Genomic DNA, 19906 nt, shown 5'->3' with positions numbered 1-19906 from the left:
ACGACCGTCAACTGGTGGCGACGGTCGGAGAGACCGTCAGGCCTGCTGACGCGTGTCGACCTGTTGCGGCCTGACATCCGTGGGCACCGCCGGCGTGGCGCGCGAGCGGAAGTAGTCGAGCACGAACAGCCGGATCGCGGAGGACAAATTGCCCTGCTGACGGTTGTTGTCGATCTCGCCGACCAACTCCGACAGCGTCATGTTCCGCAGACCGGAAATCTCCTTCATGCCATTCCAGAAGGCTTCTTCGAGGCTGACGCTGGTCTTGTGTCCGGCGACGACGATCGAGCGCTTGACGACGGGAGACTTCATGATGCGTCTCCATTTTCGATGCGGTGCTGATCGAGCACACGCGCGTTGCGCTCGCCGAGGAATTCGTCACGCGCTCGTTCGGATTTGGTGCGACCGAATAGCGCACGATTGGCTTCGGCCTGCTTCGCTGCTTGTTCGCGCTCACCGCGCTTCTTGAATCGTTTCAAGTTGACCACGTCGCCCATGCTCGTCGTCCTCATCGTCCCCAGAGCGGAATTGGTGATGCATCGTGACGAAAGCAAGAGCAACTGCGCTACGCGCCCGGCTCGATATCCATCCCGAATCCCCGTTTGATGCTCTGATAGCATCAAAGAATCCGTTTCGCTCTGCGAAAACTAGACGTCTGTACCATGCGCCAGCGCAGAGCTCATAGGTAACGCGCCTTAGTCTTTAGGCGTTATGATCCATAATTATATCACGCGCGCTGACCGTAATTATCCGGACAATGCGAGCTTCGCTTTAGCCCGGGTGTGTCATTTTGTCCGGCTGCACGAGGCGATCAAATTCATCCGCGGAAACAAATCCGAGCCGCAAAGCCTCTTCCTTCAGCGTCGTTCCGCGCGCATGCGCCGACTTGGCGACCTTGGCTGCGTTGTCGTAACCGATCTTCGGCGCGAGTGCGGTGACCAGCATCAGCGAGCGCTGCATCAGTTCGTTGATGCGCTTTTCGTCGGCGCGTATTCCGACAACGCAATGCTCGGTAAATGAGCGGACAACGTCAGACAGCAACTGAATGGAATTTATCATACAGTATGCCAACACAGGCTTGTACACGTTCAACTCGAAATGGCCCTGGCTGCCGGCGACGGTGATCGTGGTCTGATTGCCGAACACCTGGCAGCAGACCATGGTCATGGCTTCGCACTGTGTCGGATTGACCTTGCCCGGCATGATCGACGAGCCCGGCTCGTTCTCGGGCAGGATCAACTCGCCGAGGCCCGAGCGCGGGCCCGAGCCGAGCAAGCGGATATCGTTGGCGATCTTGAACAGGCCGGTCGCCACCGAGTTGATCGCGCCGTGCACCAGCACATAGGCGTCGTTGGAAGCCAGCGCCTCGAACTTGTTGGCCGCGCTGGTGAACGGCAGCTTGGTGATCTTGGCGACGTGGCGCGCGAAGGTTTTCGCAAATCGCGGCTTCGAGTTGAGGCCGGTGCCGACGGCGGTGCCGCCCTGCGCGAGCGGAAACAGATCCTTCACCGCGACGCGCAGCCGCGCGATGCCGCTCTCGACCTGCGCGGCGTAGCCGGAGAATTCCTGGCCGAGCGTCAGCGGCGTCGCATCCTGGGTATGGGTGCGCCCGATCTTGACGATCCTGGCAAACGTCTTCTCCTTCTTGCGCAACGCGCGATGCAGTTCGGTGAGTGCCGGAATCAGATCGGCGACGATGCGGCTCGCTGCGGCGATATGCATCGCGGTCGGAAACGAGTCGTTCGACGACTGACTCATGTTGACGTGATCGTTCGGATGGATCGGCTTCTTGGCGCCAAGCTCGCCGCCGAGCATCTGGTTGGCGCGGTTGGCGATCACCTCGTTCACGTTCATGTTGCTCTGCGTGCCCGAACCGGTCTGCCAGACCACCAGCGGGAAATTGTCGTCGAGCTTGCCTTCGATTACTTCCTTGGCTGCGCGGATGATGGCGCCGGTGCGGCGCGCATCGAGCTGGCCGAGCTCGCGATTGGTCTCCGCGGCCGCAAGCTTCACGATGCCGAGTGCATGGACGATCGCGATCGGCATGCGGTCGTGGCCGATCTTGAAATTCTGCCGCGAGCGTTCGGTCTGCGCGCCCCAGTAGCGGTCGGCGGGAACGTCGATCGGACCGAAGCTGTCGGTCTCGCTGCGGGTCTTTGCCTTGGAGGGGATCGTCGATCGAGCCATCATGCTTTCCATGGATGCTTGCCGTTGCGTCATCAAAACGTGGCCGGCGCGGCAACGCGACAGCGTCCGCGTGAAGGGCACGTTCATGCAGAAGGTAGGCCGCGATGACGATTTGTCATCCCGATCCCGGCAAGCATCCTACAAGGTCGAGGCGTGATCTGCGCTTAGATTATTTCTTGCGGAAGCGGTCCAGCCGCACGACCTCGGCGCCTTCGCTGGGCTTCGCGGGCTCCTGCTCGGTCTCGGCGCTCTCGGTCTCGGCCGCTGCGTGGGCCGCAGGGGCGGGCAGGGGAGAGGCCGGTGCGGTGGCGGGAGGGGCTTCTTCGGACAGTGCGTCCGAGACATCGAAGCGCAAATCGAACGGCGCGGACGGATCGAGGAAGCGCGTCACCGCGGCGAACGGCACGGTCAGCCGCTCGGGAATCCCGCCGAACGACAGGCCGACCTCGAAGCGATCCTCGGTCACCACCAGATCCCAGAACTGGTGCTGCAGGATGATGGTCATCTCCTCCGGATACTGCGCGAGCAGCCGGGGCGACAGCTTCACGCCGTCGCCGTGCGACAGGAAGGTGATGTAGAAATGGTGCTCACCTGGCAGGCCATGTTCGGCGGCGTCGGACAACACCCGGCGCAGCACCCCGCGCAGCGCATCGCGCGCCAGCACGTCATATCGGATGTGATCGGTCGCCATGGTGATCCTGTCGCTTCGAAAATGCCCGCCGGGGCGGCGCCGGACCGTCCGACTCGCCCTTTTGCCATGCTACCCCGCCGGGAGCCGGAAATCAGCAGGGCTGGCCGCTGAAATGCGCGCGGACGCCCGATTGGGAAACAAGGGATAAAGTGGAGGCTTCTGTTGCCAGGTGCCTCCGAACCCCGCCTAGCGGAGCTTAACCCGCTAGGACTTTAAGATGGTCTTTCAAACTGCGTTACGCAGCCTGAGCAACCGGAGCAAAGTTGTCGTTGGCAACTATTGCATTGGCCCGATGTCGGCGGAACCATACCGAGAAAAAACACGCCCTTTACGCCCTCGTCGATCCTATTTCGCCCCCGCCGAAAGCCACCGCGACGGATGGATTTTGGTGGAGGCGCCGGGTACCGCCCCCGGGTCCGAATGGTTTATTGCGACGGTCATTTATTTCCATAGCCGGCGAACCGGCACCCCCAATATAGCGGCAAAGTCTTAGAAAAACAGAGCCGATTCAGGCCCTTTCGGCTGTGAAAACCGGCCGATTTGGGGCTGGCCAAGGTCTTAGCCAGGGTCTTGGCGCTGTCCCGGCGCCGTTCTAGGTTTCGTCCATGCCCCCGGAATCTCCGCCGGTTGCCGCCCCGGCGCCGGATGCCCCCGTACCATCGCCGCCCCACCAGCCCGGCCTGCTCGAGCTGTTCCTGGCCTTTGCCAAGATGTCGCTGGCCGGCTTTGGCGGGGTTCTGGTCTGGGCCCGCCGCGCGATCGTCGAGCAGCACCGCTGGATGACCGCGGAGGAGTTCAACGAGACCTTCGCGCTGTGCCATTTCCTGCCAGGTCCGAACATCGTCAACCTGTCGGTCGTATTCGGCTCGCGCTTTCGCGGCATAGCCGGCGGGCTCGCGGCCTTCGCCGGGCTGGTCGGGCCGCCGATGGTGATCGCGACCATCCTTGCCGCGCTCTATGCCCGTTACGGCGACATCGACGTGCTGCGCCGGACGCTCGCCGGCGTCGCCTGCGCCGCGGTCGGGCTGCTGTTCGCCGTCGTCTTCAAGATGATGATGCCGCTCCTGAAGCGGCGCGATGTCACGGGCCTCGTCATTCTGGCTGCTGTTTTCGTCGCGATCGGACTGATCCGCTGGCCGCTCCAGATCGTGCTGCTGGTGGCGATCCCGCTCAGCATTGCGACGACGGTCCTGGCGCGCCGCATGGTGCGGGCATGAGCTCGGAGTCCAACCCGATCGCGGCGCTGGTCTGGACCTTCGGCCTGATGTCGCTGTTTGCGGTCGGCGGCGCCAATTCGGCGATTCCCGAAATGCACCGTGCCGCCGTCGACGTGCATCACTGGCTGACCGACAAGCAGTTCGCCGACGTATTCGCGATCTCGCAGCTCTCGCCGGGGCCGAACGTGCTGATCGTGACCTTGATAGGCTATTCTGTCGCAGGCGTCGCCGGGGCGTTGGCCGCGACGGTGGCGATGTGCGGACCGACCGCGCTGCTTGCCTATTATGTGAGCCGTTTCCTCGATCGCTCGCGCGAGGCGCGCTGGCCGGCGATGATCCAGGCGGCACTGGTTCCGCTGTCGATCGGTCTGATGGCGGCCTCCGGCCTGATCGTGGCGCAGACCTCAGACCAAAGTTGGATCGCGGTCCTGATCACCATTGTCGCGGCCGCGCTTGCTTTTGCGACGCGGATCAACCCTTTGTGGATGTTGCTGGCCGGAGGCCTCTTGGGTTTCGCTGGCGTTATCTGACGAAAATCGCTAGCAAGGCTCTCGGTCAACGCACCACAAACCAAGCCATTCAATCAAAACGGGCGGGACAGCCCTGACGGGGGAAGCGAAGTCATGAGCGATACGCCGAGCGAGGCGCCGGTCAAATCGATCTTGCCGAAATGGGTGCGCGGTCCGCAGGATTTTGTCGGCGGGCTCGCCATGATGGCGGCTGCGCTGTTTGCCTTGTGGGCCTCGAGCGATTTGCAGGGCATGCACGGATTTTCGTTCGGCGCCGGAACCGCGCCGCGCATGTTCGCAGTGCTGCTGCTGTTGCTCGGCGGTGGTGTCGCGCTGATGGGAGTTCTGCAGAATGGCCCGCATATCGCGGCCTATTCCTGGCGCGGCCCGTTGTTCGTATCCGCCGCAATCGTGTTCTTCGCATTGGCGATCCGGCCACTCGGGCTTGTGGTCTCCGCCTTTGCCGCCTTCATGATCGCGGCGATGGGCTCGCAGGAGACGAAATTGGTCGAGGCCATCATTGTCGGCGCCTGTCTGACCCTCGGCTGCGCGCTGCTTTTCCCCTATGTGCTGGGACTTCCGATGCCGATGTTCCCGCGTTTCCTGATCCAGTGAGGGCGTGATGGAACTGTTTGCCAATCTCGCCCACGGTTTCGCGGTCGCATTCTCGCCGATCAACCTTCTGATGTGCCTGATCGGCGCACTGGTCGGCACGCTGGTCGGCGTGCTGCCGGGCATCGGCACCATCGCCACCGTCGCCATGCTGCTGCCGATCACCTTCGGCCTGCCGCCGGTCGGTGCGCTGATCATGCTCGCCGGCATCTATTACGGCGCGCAATATGGCGGCTCGACCACCTCGATCCTGGTCAATATTCCGGGCGAGGCGACCTCCGTCGTCACCGCGCTCGACGGCCACCAGATGGCCAAGCAGGGCCGCGCCGGTCCGGCTCTGGCGATCGCCGCGATCGGCTCGTTCTTCGCCGGCTGCGTCGCGACCGTGCTGATCGCCGTGCTCGGCGCGCCGCTGACCAAGCTCGCGCTGGCGTTCGGTCCGGCTGAATATTTCTCGCTGATGGTGCTCGGCCTGATCTTCGCGGTGGTGCTCGCCAAGGGCTCGGTGCTGAAGGCGATCGCGATGATCGTGTTCGGCCTGTTGCTGTCGATGGTCGGCTCCGACATCGAGACCGGCGCCTCGCGCATGGCCTTCAACATCCCCGAACTCGCCGACGGTCTCGGCTTTGCCACCGTGGCGATGGGTGTGTTCGGCTTCGCGGAGATCATCCGCAACCTCGACCACGGCGCCGAGATGAACCGCAACCTGGTGCAGCAGAAGATCACCGGCCTGATGCCGACCAGGAAGGACATCGCGGATTCAACGCCGGCGATCCTGCGCGGCACCGTGCTTGGCTCGATCCTCGGCATCCTGCCGGGCGGCGGCGCCGTGATCGCCTCGTTCGCGGCCTATACGCTGGAGAAGAAGCTGGCGAAGGATCCGAAGCGGTTCGGCCGCGGCGCGATCGAGGGCGTGGCGGCGCCGGAAAGCGCCAACAACGCCGCGGCGCAGACCTCGTTCATCCCGCTGCTCACGCTCGGCATCCCGCCGAACGCGGTGATGGCGCTGATGGTCGGCGCGATGACCATTCACGGCATCGTGCCGGGTCCGCAGGTGATGCAGAAGCAGCCCGATCTGGTCTGGGGCATGATCGCCTCGATGTGGATCGGCAATCTGATGCTGATCATCATCAACCTGCCGTTGGTGGGCATCTGGGTCCGTCTGCTGCGCGTGCCGTACCGCCTGATGTTCCCCTCGATCGTGGTGTTCTGCGCGATCGGCATCTACTCGGTGAACAACGCGCCGGTCGACGTCGTGCTCGCCGGCGTGTTCGGCCTGGTCGGCTATTGGCTGATCAAGCACGATTTCGAGCCGGCACCGCTGCTGCTCGGCATGGTGCTGGGCCCGCTGATGGAGGAGAACCTGCGTCGCGCGCTGTTGATCTCGCGCGGCGACTGGAGCGTGTTCGTCTCGCGGCCGCTGTCGGCGGTGCTGCTGGCGATCGCGGCCGGTCTCCTGGTGCTCGCCGTGCTGCCGACGTTGCGTGCCAAGCGCGACGAAGTGTTCGTGGAATCCGAGGGCTGAGCGAGCCGTCGACCCTGCGTCGGCGCGCCGCAGGCGGAAGTCGAATCGACACTCGATGTCGTCCCGTGAAATGAAAATGCCGGCCGATTTGGCCGGCATTTTTATTGGTCAAACGTTCCGGGAGGAATTGAGATGATGTCCATTCGCTCGCTTGCGGGCGCATGCCTTTCGGCATTTGTAGCGCTCGGCGCTTTCGCCGTGCCGGCGTCCGCGCAAAACTATCCGACCCGCACCATCACCATGATCGTGCCGTTCGCAGCCGGCGGCCCGACCGATGTCATCTCGCGCATCGTGACCGCGCACATGGCGCAGACGCTGGGACAGAGCATCGTGATCGAGAACGTGGTCGGCGCCGGCGGCACCACCGCGACGACGCGTGCCGCACGCGCCGCCAATGACGGCTATACGTTGATTACAGGGCATATGGGCACGCACGCCGCCTCGGTGCCGCTCTATCCGAAGCTTGCCTATCACCCGGAAAAGGATTTCGAGCCCGTCGCGCTGCTCGCCGGCACGCCGATCCTGATCCTTGCCCGCAAGGACTTCCCGCCGAAGGATCTCAAGGAATTCGTCGCCTACGTGAAGGCCAATGCCGAGAAGGTCAACGCCGCGCATGCCGGCATCGGCTCGGTCTCGCACGCCTCCTGCGAGCTCCTGAACTCGATCCTCGGCGTCAAACCGGTCGGCGTGCCCTTCAACGGCACCGGCCCGGCCATGAATGCGCTGGTCGCCGGCCAGGTCGATTACATGTGCGACCAGATCGTCAACGCGGTGCCGCAGATCAACGCCGGCACCATCAAGGCCTATGCGGTCGCCACCCCCGAGCGCAACCCGTCGCTGCCCAATGTGCCGACCACGACGGAAGCCGGCTTGCCGGCGTTCCAGGCCCAGGCCTGGAATGCGATTTTCGCGCCGAAGGGAACTTCGCCCGCCATCATCGCCACGTTGAATGCCGCGGCCATCAAGGCGCTTGACGATGAGAACGTCCGCAAGCGCCTGCTCGACCTCGGCAGCGTGATCCCGGCGCCCGCCAACCGTACGCCGGAGGCGCTCGCGACGCTCGTCAAGAACGAGATCGCGAAGTGGACGCCGGTGCTCAAGCCGGCAACTTAATCCAGTACAATCAGGCAAATAGGGCAGGGGCGGGACGCGAGTTCCGCCCCTTGTCGTTTGGCGCGGAGTGCTCACTTTTCAGGGTATAATCGGTACGTTCAGCCGAATCAGCGTGCCGACCGGCGGCCTTGGCCGCTACATTGGTCGTTCTCTCGAAAGCCCGAAACAGACGCCATGAACCAGTATCACGACCTGCTCGAACGCATCCTCGCCGACGGTGCCGAGAAGCACGACCGCACCGGCACCGGGACGCTGTCGATCTTCGGTCATCAGATGCGCTTCAACCTCGCGGCCGGCTTCCCGATGCTGACCACCAAGCGGCTGCCGCTGAAGGCGATCGTGCACGAGCTGCTCTGGTTCCTCGCCGGCGACACCAACATCAAATATCTCAACGACAACGGCGTCACGATCTGGGACGAATGGGCCGACGCCAACGGCGACCTCGGTCCGGTGTACGGCTCGCAATGGCGGTCGTGGCCCGCGCCGGATGGCCGTAGCATCGACCAGATCGCTGGCGTGGTCGAGATGATCAAGCGCAATCCGGATTCGCGACGGCTGATCGTCAGCGCCTGGAATCCGGCCGAGGTCGACAAGATGGCGCTGCCGCCGTGCCATTGCCTGTTCCAGTTCTATGTCGCGAACGGCAAATTGTCCTGTCAGCTCTATCAGCGCTCGGGCGACGTCTTCCTCGGCGTACCCTTCAATATCGCCTCCTATGCGCTGCTCACCATGATGGTCGCGCAGGTGACCGGGCTGAAGCCCGGCGATTTCGTGCACTCGCTCGGCGACGCGCACCTCTACTCCAACCATCTCGAGCAGGCGCGCCTGCAGTTGACGCGGCCGACGCGGCCGTTGCCGACGATGGCGATCAATCCGGACGTGAAGGATATCTTCGCGTTCCGCTACGAGGACTTCAAACTCGAAGGTTACGACCCGCATCCGCACATCAAGGCCGAGGTGGCGGTATGAGTTGCGGTCCGAGGGATTGAATGTCGCTGACGATCCGCCGCGCGCGGCCCGATGAGGCCGGACTGGTGTTCTCGCTGGTCCGCGAACTCGCCGAATACGAAAAGCTTCTGCATGAGGTTCACGCCAGCGAGGCCGATATCGCCGAGGCGCTGTTCGGCGCCAACCCACGGCTCTATTGCGACATCGCGGAATGGAACGGCGAGCCTGCCGGCTTCGCGGTCTGGTTCGTCAACTTCTCGACCTTCGCCGGCCGTCACGGCATCTATCTCGAAGACCTCTTCGTGCGTCCGGCGCTGCGCGGCAAGGGCATCGGCAAGGCGCTGCTCGTGCATCTGGCGAAGCAATGCCTCGCCAATGGCTGGTCGCGCCTGCAATGGGCGGTGCTCGACTGGAACGCGCCGTCGATTGCATTCTACAAGTCGCTCGGCGCCGAGATGATGGACGAATGGACGATTTGCCGCGTCTCCGGCGAGGCGCTGTCGACGCTCGCGGAAGGGACGCTCTGATGGAGATCGTGCTCGTCGTAGCGGTCGCCGAGAACGGCGTGATCGGGAGCGACAACGCCATTCCATGGCGGCTGAAATCCGACCAGCAGCGTTTCAAGGCGATTACGTTGAACAAGCCCGTCGTGATGGGGCGCAAGACCTTCGAATCCCTGCGCAGGCCGCTGCCGGGCCGCACCAACATCGTGGTGACGCGCGATCCCAACTACCGCGCGCGCGGCGCCATCGTCACGACGTCGTTTGACAACGCCCGCGCCATTGCGCTTGGCGACGCGCTGCGGCGTTTCGCCACTGAGATTGCAATCATCGGTGGCGCGGAAATCTACGCGCAATGGATGGGCACCGCCGATCGCCTTGAGATCACCGAGGTCCATGCCCGGCCGGACGGCGACACGCGGTTCGACAAAATCGATGCGCAGCTGTGGGACGAGGTGGCGCGCGTGCGAAATCCGGCAGGCCCGGACGACAGTGCCGACTTCTCCTATGTGACATATCGTCGGCGCGGCCCGGGTTAACCAATGTTTGCATTGACAATTATGCCCCGGCGCATAGCTCGTCCGGCCAGGAAGCTTGCGTTGTAAGGGCCCTAGCGGTCCCCTATAACCGGGCCGGACATTCGAGGCCGGGCGTCCCGTCCGGACTTGCCGAGGAGATGTTTGATGCCGTGGAAAAATCAAGGCGGGGGGCCCTGGGGCTCGGGTCCGAAAGGGCCATGGGGCACCGGTCCGCAGTCAGCCGGGCCAAGGCCGCCGGATCTTGAGGATCTGCTGCGGCGCGGCCAGGACCGCCTGCAGCAGTGGCTGCCCGGCGGACATTTCAGCGGCATGGGCGTCGCGCTGGTGCTGGTCGCCGCGCTGGCGATCTGGTTCGCGACCGGCATCTTCCGCGTGCAGTCCGAAGAGCTCGGCGTCGTGCTGCGCTTCGGCAAGTATGTCCGCGATGCGCAGCCGGGCCTGCGCTACCACCTGCCATATCCGATTGAGACAGTGCTGCTGCCGAAAGCGCTGCGCGTCAACACGATCTCGATCGGCATGACGCTGATCGACGATCCCGCTCGCCGCGGCCGCACCATGCGCGACGTGCCGGAAGAGAGCCTGATGCTGACCGGCGACGAGAACATCGTCGACGTCGACTTCACGGTGCTGTGGCGCATCAAGCCGGGTGGAGCCGGCGCCTATCTGTTCAACATCCAGAATCCCGAAGGCACCGTGAAGGCGGTTGCCGAAAGCGCGATGCGTGAGGTGATCGGCCGCTCGCAGATCCAGCCGATCCTGACCGGGGCGCGCAACGTCACCGAGCAGAGCGTCCAGGAGCTGATGCAGAGGACGCTCGATACCTACAACGCGGGCATCCAGATCACGCAGGTGCAGATGCAGAAGGTCGATCCGCCGGCGCAGGTGATCGACGCATTCCGCGACGTGCAGGCGGCGCGCGCCGACCTCGAGCGCAAGCAGAACGAGGCACAGACCTACGCCAACCGGATCGTACCGGAAGCGCGCGGTCGTTCCGCGCAGATCCTGCAGGCCGCCGAAGGCTACAAGGAGCAGGCGGTCGCCGACGCCAAGGGCCAGAGCGCACGCTTCCTGAAAGTCTATGAAGAGTACAAGAAGGCACCCGACGTGACGCGCGAGCGCATCTATCTGGAGACCATGGAAAAAGTGCTCGGCGGCTCCGAGAAGCTGGTTTACGACGGCGGCCCGGGCCAGAACATCGTGCCCTACCTTCCGCTCGGCGAACTGACGCCGCGGCGTCCGGCGGCACCGGCCACGACCGGCCAGCAGCAGGGAGCCACCCGATGAGGTCTCCCGTCACCGGCATTGTGTCCCTGATCATCCTCTTCATTGTGCTCGCCGTCGGCTACAGCTCGGTGTTCGCCGTGCAGCAGACCGAGCAGACCATCGTCCTGCGGTTCGGCGAGCCGGTCGACATCGTCACCGAGCCCGGCCTGCACTTCAAGGCGCCGTGGAATTCGGTGATCAACGTCGACAAGCGCATCCTCGATCTGGAAAACCCGTCGCAGGAGGTGATCGCGTCCGACCAGAAGCGGCTCGTGGTGGACGCCTTCGCGCGCTATCGCATCAAGAATGCATTGCGCTACTACACCAGCGTCGGCTCGATCCAGGCCGCCAATCTGCAGCTGACCACGCTGCTGAACGCAGCGCTGCGCCGCGTGCTCGGCGAGGTCAACTTCATCACCGTGGTGCGTGACGATCGCGAGAAGCTGATGCAGCGGATCCGCGAGCAGCTCGATAGGGAAGCGGACGGATACGGCATCGAGGTTGTCGACGTCCGCATCCGCCGTGCCGACCTGCCGGAGCAGAATAGCCAGGCCGTCTACAACCGCATGAAGACCGAACGTGAGCGCGAGGCGGCCGAGTTCCGTGCCCAGGGCGACCAGAAGGCGCAGGAAATCCGCTCGAAGGCCGACCGCGAAGCGACCGTGATCGTGGCCGAGGCGAACTCGGCCGCGGATCAGACCCGCGGTGCCGGCGACGCCGAGCGCAACCGCCTGTTCGCCGAAGCCTATGGCAAGGACAAGGACTTCTTCGCATTCTATCGCTCGATGACAGCGTATGAGAACGGCCTGCGTTCCAGCGACACGCGTTTCCTGTTGCGGCCGGACTCGGAATTCTTCAGATACTTCGGCGGTGCAAGCGGCAAGTTGCCTGAGGCGGCCGCCGCGCCGAAACAGTAACGTCACGACTTGAACTTCAGGACTTGGCGGCGATGCGGATGACGCTTCGCCGCCGACCAAAAACAACAAGCATCGAGCGGGAGGCTGCCATCCGATGAAGTCCATAGCGTTCGGCGACTTCCTCATCGGGTTGGGAATCCTGTTCGTGCTCGAAGGCATTCTGTTCGCGGCAAGCCCCGCCTGGATGCGCCGGGCGATGAAGAGCGCGCTGGCGACACCCGACAACATCCTGCGCATCGTCGGTATCGGCTCGGCGGTCGCCGGGCTTGTCCTGATCTGGGTGGTGCGAAGATAGTCGCCGCTCCGGAGCATGCGAAGCATGACCGCCAATGCGCGATTGCGCATCGGGGAACCTCGAGATTCCCCAAGGTGCGCAATTGCGTCCCCGGGGTTCAGCCTTGTCGGGCTGCCCCGGAATGACAGGCAAGACTGAACATATCGTGAGCCTCTCGCCGCCGGTATTTCGCCGAAATGCCCGGGTGAGATGCTTGCGCCGTATGCCTGTTCGGGCGCACTCTATAACTAGCTCATTTGAACCCGTTTGCCTGGAGAAACTCTGACATGACCGCTGCCAGACCAGCCCTGAGCCGTCGCCTCCGCATGATGGGAGCCGCGATCTCGATCGGTGCTGCGAGCATGCTGAGCTCCGTGCCGGCGTTCGCACGCGGTCCTGAAGGCATCGCCGACATCGCCGAGAAGGTGATCGACGCCGTCGTCAACATCTCGACGTCGCAGACCGTCGAGGCCAAGGACCGGACGATGCCGCAGCTGCCGCCGGGCTCGCCGTTCGAGGAATTCTTCGACGACTTCTTCAAGAACCGCCGCGGACCGCCCGGCAAGGGCGGCGACAAGAGCGGTGAGTTCCAGCCGCGCAAGACCAACTCGCTCGGCTCAGGCTTCATCGTCGACACCGCGGGCATCGTCGTCACCAACAACCACGTCATCGCCGACGCCGACGAGATCAACGTCATCCTCAACGACGGCACCAAGATCAAGGCCGAGCTGGTCGGCGTCGACAAGAAGACCGACCTCGCGGTCCTGAAATTCAAGCCGCCGAAGCCGCTCACCGCGGTCAAGTTCGGCGACAGCGACAAGATCCGGCTCGGCGACTGGGTGGTCGCGATCGGCAACCCGTTCAGCCTCGGCGGCACGGTGACCGCGGGCATCGTCTCGGCCAAGAACCGTGACATCAGCCAGGGCCCGTATGACAGCTACATCCAGACCGACGCCGCCATCAACCGCGGCAATTCCGGCGGTCCGCTGTTCAACCTCGATGGCGAGGTGATCGGCGTCAACACGCTGATCATCTCGCCGACCGGCGGTTCGATCGGCCTCGGCTTCGCCGTGCCGTCGAAGACCGTGGCCGGCGTGGTCGACCAGCTGCAGAAATTCGGCGAGCTGCGCCGCGGCTGGCTCGGCGTGCGCATCCAGCAGGTCACCGACGAGATCGCCGACAGCCTCAACATCAAGCCGGCGCGCGGCGCCCTGGTTGCCGGCGTCGACGACAAGGGGCCGGCCAAGCCGGCGGGCATCGAGCCCGGCGACGTCGTCGTCAAGTTCGACGGCAAGGACGTCAAGGACCCCAAGGATCTGTCGCGCATCGTTGCCGACACGGCGGTCGGCAAGGAAGTCGACGTCGTCGTCATCCGCAAGGGCAATGAGGAGACCCGCAAGGTCACGCTCGGCCGGCTCGAGGACAATGAGAAGGTTCAGCAGGTCAACGCCAAGTCGAAGGACGACACCGCCGAGAAGCCGGTGACCCAGAAGGCGCTCGGTCTCGACCTCGCGGCGCTGAGCAAGGACCTGCGCACCAAGTACAAGATCAAGGACAGCGTGAAGGGCGTCGTCGTCACCGGCGTCGACGGCAATTCCGATGCCGCCGAGAAGCGGCTGTCGGCGGGCGATGTCATCGTCGAGGTGGCGCAGGAGGCGGTGTCGAGCGCCGCTGACATCAAGAAGCGCGTCGATCAACTCAAGAAGGACGGCAAGAAGTCGGTGCTGCTGCTGGTCTCGAACGGCGATGGCGAACTGCGCTTCGTCGCGCTCGGCGTGCAGTAACATTCACATACGTCATTCCGGGGCGGTCCGCAGGACCGAACCCGGAATCTCGAGATTCCGGGTTCGATGCTTCGCATCGCCCCGGAATGATGGTTTGCTACCCCGCCACGAACTCATCCCGCCGGTAGCCCTGCGCGTACAGCAGCGCGGTGAGATCGCCGTGGTCGATCCGGACCGCGGCCGCGGCCGCGACCGCCGGCTTGGCGTGATAGGCTACGCCGAGGCCCGCAGCCTGGATCATGCCGAGATCGTTGGCGCCGTCGCCCACCACAAGGGTGTCGATCTCGTCGAGATCGAAGGACTCGGTGAGCTCGATCAAGGTGGCGAGCTTGGTGGCGCGGCCGAGGATCGGCTCGACCACCTCACCGGTCAGCTTGCCGTCCACGACCTGCAACTGGTTGGCGCGGTTTTCCTGAAAGCCGACCTTCGCCGCGACCACCTTGGTGAACAAGGTGAAGCCGCCCGAGATCAGGCAGGTATAGGCGCCGTGCGCGCGCATGGTCATGACCAGTTCGCGGCCGCCCGGCGTCAGCGTGATGCGCTTGTCGAGCACCTCGTCGACCACGCTGACCGGCAGTCCCTTGAGCAGCGCCACCCGCTCGCGCAGCGCGGACTCGAACTCGATCTCGCCGCGCATGGCACGCTCGGTGATCGCAGCGACATGGGCCTTGAGCCCGGCGAAGTCGGCGAGCTCGTCGATGCACTCCTGGCCGATCATGGTGGAATCCATGTCGGCCAGAAAAAGCTTCTTGCGCCGGGCGATCCGAGGCTGCACGACGATGTCGATCGGCAGGTCGCCGCGGGCCTGGCGAAGGCGTTCCTCGATTGTCTTGATACCGTCCCTGCTGCTGTCCTCGCTTTCGAACGGAATGTCGGCGGCGACTTCGTTGAACAGCCACTGCGCCGGGCCGGGTGAGGGCAGCACGGCCCGCGCACCGTCGACGATGGTGGAGTCGAGCGCGGGGGTTGCAGGATTGCAGATCAGCGTGGCAACGAGGGACATGCAGGCGCATTCGGGATTGTTGAACAAGGCAGTGCTTATCGCAGGGCCGACCGCCAGCGGCAAGTCGGCGCTGGCGCTCGAACTCGCGCAGCGGACCGGCGGGGTCGTGATCAACACCGACTCCATGCAGGTCTATCGTGACCTCCGGATCATCACCGCGCGGCCGACTGCAGGCGAAGAGGCGCTGGTTCCGCACCGGCTCTATGGCCATGTCGACGCCGGCGTGAATTTCTCCGCTGGCGCCTGGGTGGCCGATGCGGCGAAGGTGCTCGGCGAGGCGCGTGAGCAGGGACGGCTGCCGATCTTCATCGGTGGCTCGGGCCTCTATTTCAAGGCGCTGACGCGCGGCTTGTCGGCGGTGCCGCCGATCCCGGCTGATGTGCGCGACGGCGTGCGCGCACGGCTCGAGCAGCACGGCGTCGAGGCGCTGCATGCCGAGCTTGCAGCGCGCGATCCGGTGTCGGCCGAGCGGCTGAAGCCGCGCGACCGCACCCGCATCGCGCGCGCGCTCGAGGTGGTCGAGGCCACCGGCCGCCCGCTGCCGGACTGGCATCGCGAGGGCCTGCCGCCACTGCTGCCGCCGGGCGATTTTCATGCGCTGTTTCTCGCGCCGGAGCGCGAGAGGCTCTATGCACGGATCGACGCCCGGTTCGGTGTCATGCTCGATGCCGGCGCGCTCGACGAGGTCGCGGCGCTGGCGGCGCGTGGGCTCGATCCGTTGCTGCCGGCGATGAAGGCCCATGGGGTGCCGGCGCTGATCCGGCACCTGAGGGGAGAGATCAGCCGCGAGGAGGCCGCCGAGATCGGCCGGGCCGACACCCGCCATTATGCGAAGCGCCAGTTCACCTGGTTTCGCCATCAGCTCCCGGAATTCGAATGGGTGGTGCCGGAAGCTGGCGGGGAATGGCTGGAGAGTCGGGTCCCGTAGCCCGGGCCGGGGGGCCCGCACGCCCGTCAGCCATGCGCGTTCGCCTGCGCAAAAACACTCGCCGAACGAGCGGAACCCCGGTAGAGTACGGAAATCGCGAAAGTGCTTGCCTTGCCTTGACATTCAGGCTTTGGCCGCTATGTTCGCGCAACCTTTGGGAAGACTGGGTCGTATCGTGCGCAACATTATTACCAAGCTGCTTATCGCCGTCGTACCCAGGCACACCGCCGGGGATGGCTAGCGGCCATCCAAATTCGGGCGGTGTGCATGGGGCCTCTAGGGCCCCTTTTTATTGCCCGAAGCCGAACTGACGAGAACTGACAAAAGCCGCGCAAAAACAAGCGCATCCGGAGCGAACCATGACCGACAAGAGCCACGATCCCAATCAGATGACCGGCGCCGCGATGATCGTGCGCGCGCTCATCGATCACGGCGTGCAGCATGTCTTCGGCTATCCCGGCGGTGCGGTGCTTCCGATCTACGACGAGATCTTCCAGCAGAGCGAGGTCGAGCACATCCTGGTCCGTCACGAGCAGGGCGCCGGCCATGCCGCCGAAGGCTATGCCCGCTCGACCGGCAAGCCCGGCGTGGTGCTGGTGACGTCGGGCCCCGGCGCCACCAACATGGTGACGCCGCTGACCGACGCGCTGATGGATTCGATCCCGCTGGTCTGCATCACCGGCCAGGTGCCGACCCATCTGATCGGCAACGACGCCTTCCAGGAGTGCGATACGGTCGGCATCACGCGGCCCGCCACCAAGCACAATTGGCTGGTCCGCGATGTCAATGACCTCGCCAGGGTGCTGCACGAGGCCTTCTATGTCGCCACCACCGGCCGGCCCGGCCCGGTCGTGGTCGACGTGCCGAAGGACGTGCAGTTCGCGACCGGCACCTATCATCCGCCGCGCAAGTCGGACGTGCACATCTCCTACACGCCGCGCGTCAAGGGCGACGCGACCCAGATCCGCAAGGCGGTGGCGATGCTCGCCAATGCCAAACGTCCCGTGATCTATTCCGGCGGCGGCGTGATCAATTCGGGTCCTGAGGCCTCGAAACTGCTGCGCCAGCTGGTGGAGGCGACCGGCTTCCCAATCACCTCGACCCTGATGGGGCTGGGCGCCTATCCCGCTTCGGGCCCGAACTGGCTCGGCATGCTGGGCATGCACGGCACCTACGAAGCAAACATGACGATGCATGATTGCGACGTCATGCTGTGCGTCGGCGCGCGCTTCGACGACCGCATCACCGGCCGTACCGACGCCTTCTCGCCGGGCTCGAAGAAGATCCACATCGACATCGACCCGTCCTCGATCAACAAGAACATCCGCGTCGACGTGCCGATCATCGGCGACGCCGGCAACGTGCTCGGCGATTTGCTGCAGGTGTTCAAGGCAGAAGCCAAGAAGCCGGACATCAAGTCGTGGTGGCAGCAGATCGCGCAATGGCGCGCGCGCAACTCGCTGTCCTACCGCAAGAACAACGATATCATCCTGCCGCAATACGCGATCCAGCGCCTGTTCGAGCTGACCCGCGGCAAGGACACCTACATCACGACCGAGGTCGGTCAGCACCAGATGTGGGCCGCGCAGTTCTTCGGCTTCGAGGAGCCGCACCGCTGGATGACCTCGGGCGGTCTCGGCACCATGGGCTACGGCCTGCCGGCCGCGGTCGGCGTGCAGGTGGCGCATCCGGACAGCCTGGTGATCGACATCGCCGGCGACGCCTCGGTGCAGATGACGATCCAGGAGATGTCGACGGCGGTCCAGTTCGAGCTGCCGATCAAGATATTCATCCTGAACAACCAGTACATGGGCATGGTGCGGCAATGGCAGCAGCTGCTGCACGGCAACCGCCTGTCGCATTCCTACTCCGAGGCGCTGCCGGACTTCGTCAAGCTCGCCGACGCCTATGGCTGCGTCGGGCTGCAGGCGACCAAGCCGTCCGATCTCGACGGCGCGATCAAGGAGATGATCTCGATCAAGCGCCCGGTGCTGTTCGATTGCCGCGTCGCCGCGCTGGAGAATTGCTTCCCGATGATCCCGTCCGGCAAGGCGCATAACGAGATGCTGCTGCCGGAAGAGGCGACCGATGAGGCCACCGCGAAGGCCTTCTCCGGTGGCAAGGCGCTGGTGTGATGATGGATCGACGTGGAGCACTCTCTTTTCACCTCGCCCCGCTTGCGGGGAGAGGTCAGATTGCGCGCAAGCGCAATCCGGCTGAGGGGGAGTCTCCGCGAATCCGTCTCTCACCATTGCTCTGGAAGCAGCCCCTCACCCCAACCCTCTCCCCGCAAAGAGCGGGGAGACGGAACTTATCGCGCGCTCGGATGGAGGGCGGCTCCCATGTTTGACCTCAACGAGCTCGAGCGCGCGCACCGGATCGTCGGCACCGCGGTGCCGGCGACGCCGGCGTACGCCTGGCCGCTGCTGGCGGAGCGGCTCGGCACCGAGGTCGTGGTCAAGCATGAGAACCACACGCCGACCGGCGCCTTCAAGGTGCGCGGCGGCCTGGTCTATCTCGAACGGCTGAAGCGCGAGCGGCCCGACGTTCCCGGCATCATCTCGGCGACGCGCGGCAATCACGGCCAGAGCCTGGCGTTCGCGGCAGGACGTCAGGGCGTGTCGGCGACGATCTACGTGCCGCGCGGCAACTCGGTCGAGAAGAACCGCGCCATGCACGCGTTCGGGGCCGAGCTTGTCGAGCACGGCGACGACTTCCAGGCCGCGCGGGAAGAGGCCGAGCGCCGCGCCCAATTCGCCGGCCTGCACATGGTGCCGTCGTTCCACCCGGACCTCGTGCTGGGTGTCGCGACCTACGCGCTCGAACTGTTCCGTACCGCGCCCGATCTCGACATTCTCTATGTGCCGATCGGGCAGGGCTCCGGCATCTGCGGCTGCATCATGGCGCGCGACCTGCTTGGGCTGAAGACCGAGATCGTCGGCGTGCAGTCGACCGAGGCGCCGTCCTATGCGCTGTCGTTTGCGGCCGGAAAGATCGTCACCACCGAGTCCAGCAACACCCTTGCCGACGGCATGGCGACGCGGATTCCGGACGCGGATGCGTTCGCGCTGATCCGCAAGGGTGCCTCCCGCATCGTGCAGGTCAGCGACGACGAGGTCGGGCAGGCGATCCGCGCCTACTGGACCGACACCCACAATCTCGCCGAGGGCGCGGGCGCTGCGGCGCTCGCGGCCGCGCTGCAGGAAAAGAACAGGCTCGCCGGCAAGCGGGTCGGCCTGATCCTGAGCGGCGGCAATATCGATTTCGATCTGTTCCGGACCTGGATCGGAACGGATGCTGCGCCGGCCGCCGAGCGGGCGGTGGCGTGAACAGAATGTAAGGGGACGACCATGAACCAGCCCGCATCCGCCTATTTCCTCGAAGAGCGTCACGATCCCAACGAGACGCATACTTTGTCCGTGCTCGTGCAGAACGAGCCCGGCGTGCTCGCGCGCGTGATCGGCCTGTTCTCCGGCCGCGGCTACAACATCGAGAGTCTCACCGTCTCGGAGACGGAGAGCCAGAAACATCTCTCGCGGATCACGATCGTCACCACCGGCACGCCGATGGTGATCCAGCAGATCAAGCATCAGCTCGACCGCATGATCCCGGTCTACCGCGTCGTCGACATGACGCTGACCGGCAGCTCGATCGAGCGCGAGCTTGCGATGGTCAAGGTGCGGGGCGGTGGCGATCACCGCGTCGAGGCGCTGCGGCTGGCGGACGCGTTCCGCGCCCGGGTGATCGACGCCACGACCGAGAGCTTCGTGTTCGAGATCACGGGCAATTCGTCCAAGATCAGTCAGTTCATCGACCTGATGCGTCCGCTGGGCCTGGTCGAAGTGTCACGAACCGGGGTGGCCGCGATCACGCGTGGGCCGGAAGGGATGTGAGTC

The 19906-nt window shown here is 64.7% G+C and carries 21 protein-coding genes and 1 other RNA gene; 16 read left to right on the top strand and 6 right to left on the bottom strand.

Features of this window, described 5'->3' with window-relative positions; genetic code table 11:
• Window positions 1-36: 36 nt before the first annotated feature.
• The 5 genes from ACVI1L_RS01015 to ssrA all read right to left on the bottom strand — a co-directional run bounded on the left by ACVI1L_RS01015 (window position 37) and on the right by ssrA (window position 3382).
• A complete protein-coding gene (locus ACVI1L_RS01015) occupies window positions 37-312 on the bottom strand; it encodes a ribbon-helix-helix domain-containing protein (protein ID WP_024580116.1) in 276 nt (91 codons plus the stop codon).
• On the bottom strand, window positions 309-497 hold the full coding sequence (locus ACVI1L_RS01010) for a DUF4169 family protein (protein WP_016841076.1): 189 nt from the start codon (window positions 495-497) through the stop codon (window positions 309-311). Before ACVI1L_RS01010 ends, ACVI1L_RS01015 begins: the two co-directional genes overlap by 4 nt.
• A gap of 274 nt (window positions 498-771) precedes the next feature.
• Window positions 772-2190, bottom strand: a complete 1419-nt coding sequence (gene fumC, locus ACVI1L_RS01005; protein WP_456782061.1) for a class II fumarate hydratase — start codon at window positions 2188-2190, stop codon at window positions 772-774.
• Window positions 2191-2356: 166 nt separating this feature from the next.
• Complete coding sequence (locus ACVI1L_RS01000; RefSeq protein WP_057015035.1) at window positions 2357-2878, bottom strand: SspB family protein; 522 nt, start codon at window positions 2876-2878, stop codon at window positions 2357-2359.
• A 148-nt stretch (window positions 2879-3026) separates the two neighbouring features.
• Window positions 3027-3382: a transfer-messenger RNA gene (gene ssrA / locus ACVI1L_RS00995) on the bottom strand.
• A gap of 101 nt (window positions 3383-3483) precedes the next feature.
• Here ssrA and ACVI1L_RS00990 point away from each other — a divergent pair.
• The 12 genes from ACVI1L_RS00990 (at window position 3484) to ACVI1L_RS00935 (ending at window position 14079) form a co-directional block, all read left to right on the top strand.
• Window positions 3484-4095 (top strand): chromate transporter, encoded by a 612-nt coding sequence (locus ACVI1L_RS00990; protein ID WP_310880652.1) that lies wholly within the window; start codon window positions 3484-3486, stop codon window positions 4093-4095.
• The gene (locus ACVI1L_RS00985; RefSeq protein ID WP_076824254.1) at window positions 4092-4625 is read left to right on the top strand and encodes a chromate transporter; all 534 of its coding nucleotides are present in this window, start codon (window positions 4092-4094) and stop codon (window positions 4623-4625) included. The genes ACVI1L_RS00990 and ACVI1L_RS00985 overlap by 4 nt, the downstream gene beginning before the upstream one ends.
• 93 nt (window positions 4626-4718) lie before the next feature.
• Window positions 4719-5219: a tripartite tricarboxylate transporter TctB family protein gene (locus ACVI1L_RS00980; RefSeq protein WP_456782060.1), complete on the top strand. Its 501-nt coding sequence runs from the start codon at window positions 4719-4721 to the stop codon at window positions 5217-5219.
• Between the two features lie 7 nt (window positions 5220-5226).
• Window positions 5227-6741, top strand: coding sequence for a tripartite tricarboxylate transporter permease (locus ACVI1L_RS00975; protein WP_018272999.1), 1515 nt, complete (start codon window positions 5227-5229; stop codon window positions 6739-6741).
• A 132-nt stretch (window positions 6742-6873) separates the two neighbouring features.
• On the top strand, window positions 6874-7854 hold the full coding sequence (locus ACVI1L_RS00970) for a tripartite tricarboxylate transporter substrate binding protein BugD (protein WP_057015039.1): 981 nt from the start codon (window positions 6874-6876) through the stop codon (window positions 7852-7854).
• Window positions 7855-8028: 174 nt separating this feature from the next.
• The gene (locus ACVI1L_RS00965) at window positions 8029-8823 is read left to right on the top strand and encodes a thymidylate synthase (RefSeq protein WP_028332488.1); all 795 of its coding nucleotides are present in this window, start codon (window positions 8029-8031) and stop codon (window positions 8821-8823) included.
• Between the two features lie 20 nt (window positions 8824-8843).
• The gene (locus tag ACVI1L_RS00960) at window positions 8844-9329 is read left to right on the top strand and encodes a GNAT family N-acetyltransferase (RefSeq protein WP_076824256.1); all 486 of its coding nucleotides are present in this window, start codon (window positions 8844-8846) and stop codon (window positions 9327-9329) included.
• The gene (locus tag ACVI1L_RS00955; protein ID WP_076824257.1) at window positions 9329-9841 is read left to right on the top strand and encodes a dihydrofolate reductase; all 513 of its coding nucleotides are present in this window, start codon (window positions 9329-9331) and stop codon (window positions 9839-9841) included. Before ACVI1L_RS00960 ends, ACVI1L_RS00955 begins: the two co-directional genes overlap by 1 nt.
• 144 nt (window positions 9842-9985) lie before the next feature.
• Complete coding sequence (hflK, locus tag ACVI1L_RS00950; protein ID WP_028342342.1) at window positions 9986-11125, top strand: FtsH protease activity modulator HflK; 1140 nt, start codon at window positions 9986-9988, stop codon at window positions 11123-11125.
• Window positions 11122-12021 (top strand): protease modulator HflC, encoded by a 900-nt coding sequence (gene hflC, locus ACVI1L_RS00945; protein WP_168857169.1) that lies wholly within the window; start codon window positions 11122-11124, stop codon window positions 12019-12021. Before hflK ends, hflC begins: the two co-directional genes overlap by 4 nt.
• A 94-nt stretch (window positions 12022-12115) precedes the next feature.
• Window positions 12116-12316 (top strand): DUF2065 domain-containing protein, encoded by a 201-nt coding sequence (locus tag ACVI1L_RS00940; protein WP_028332483.1) that lies wholly within the window; start codon window positions 12116-12118, stop codon window positions 12314-12316.
• Between the two features lie 266 nt (window positions 12317-12582).
• Window positions 12583-14079, top strand: coding sequence for a Do family serine endopeptidase (locus tag ACVI1L_RS00935; protein WP_253589639.1), 1497 nt, complete (start codon window positions 12583-12585; stop codon window positions 14077-14079).
• Window positions 14080-14176: 97 nt separating this feature from the next.
• On the opposite strand, the gene serB is transcribed toward ACVI1L_RS00935, so the two are convergent.
• Window positions 14177-15082 carry a phosphoserine phosphatase SerB gene (serB, locus tag ACVI1L_RS00930; protein ID WP_168857167.1) on the bottom strand — a complete coding sequence of 302 codons (906 nt, stop codon included), beginning with the start codon at window positions 15080-15082 and terminating at the stop codon, window positions 14177-14179.
• Between serB and miaA the strand changes: the two genes are divergently transcribed.
• The 4 genes from miaA to ilvN all read left to right on the top strand — a co-directional run bounded on the left by miaA (window position 15081) and on the right by ilvN (window position 19903).
• The gene (miaA, locus tag ACVI1L_RS00925) at window positions 15081-16010 is read left to right on the top strand and encodes a tRNA (adenosine(37)-N6)-dimethylallyltransferase MiaA (protein WP_316393871.1); all 930 of its coding nucleotides are present in this window, start codon (window positions 15081-15083) and stop codon (window positions 16008-16010) included. The two genes, serB and miaA, sit on opposite strands and share 2 nt — an antisense overlap.
• A gap of 359 nt (window positions 16011-16369) precedes the next feature.
• Window positions 16370-18145, top strand: coding sequence for an acetolactate synthase 3 large subunit (locus ACVI1L_RS00920; RefSeq protein WP_168857166.1), 1776 nt, complete (start codon window positions 16370-16372; stop codon window positions 18143-18145).
• A 207-nt stretch (window positions 18146-18352) separates the two neighbouring features.
• On the top strand, window positions 18353-19339 hold the full coding sequence (locus ACVI1L_RS00915) for a threonine dehydratase (protein ID WP_456782059.1): 987 nt from the start codon (window positions 18353-18355) through the stop codon (window positions 19337-19339).
• A gap of 21 nt (window positions 19340-19360) precedes the next feature.
• On the top strand, window positions 19361-19903 hold the full coding sequence (gene ilvN, locus ACVI1L_RS00910) for an acetolactate synthase small subunit (protein WP_016841057.1): 543 nt from the start codon (window positions 19361-19363) through the stop codon (window positions 19901-19903).
• Window positions 19904-19906 lie beyond the last annotated feature (3 nt).

The sequence above is a fragment of the Bradyrhizobium sp. USDA 4516 genome (assembly GCF_054055915.1).
This window is presented reverse-complemented; position numbering and strand designations above follow the sequence as displayed.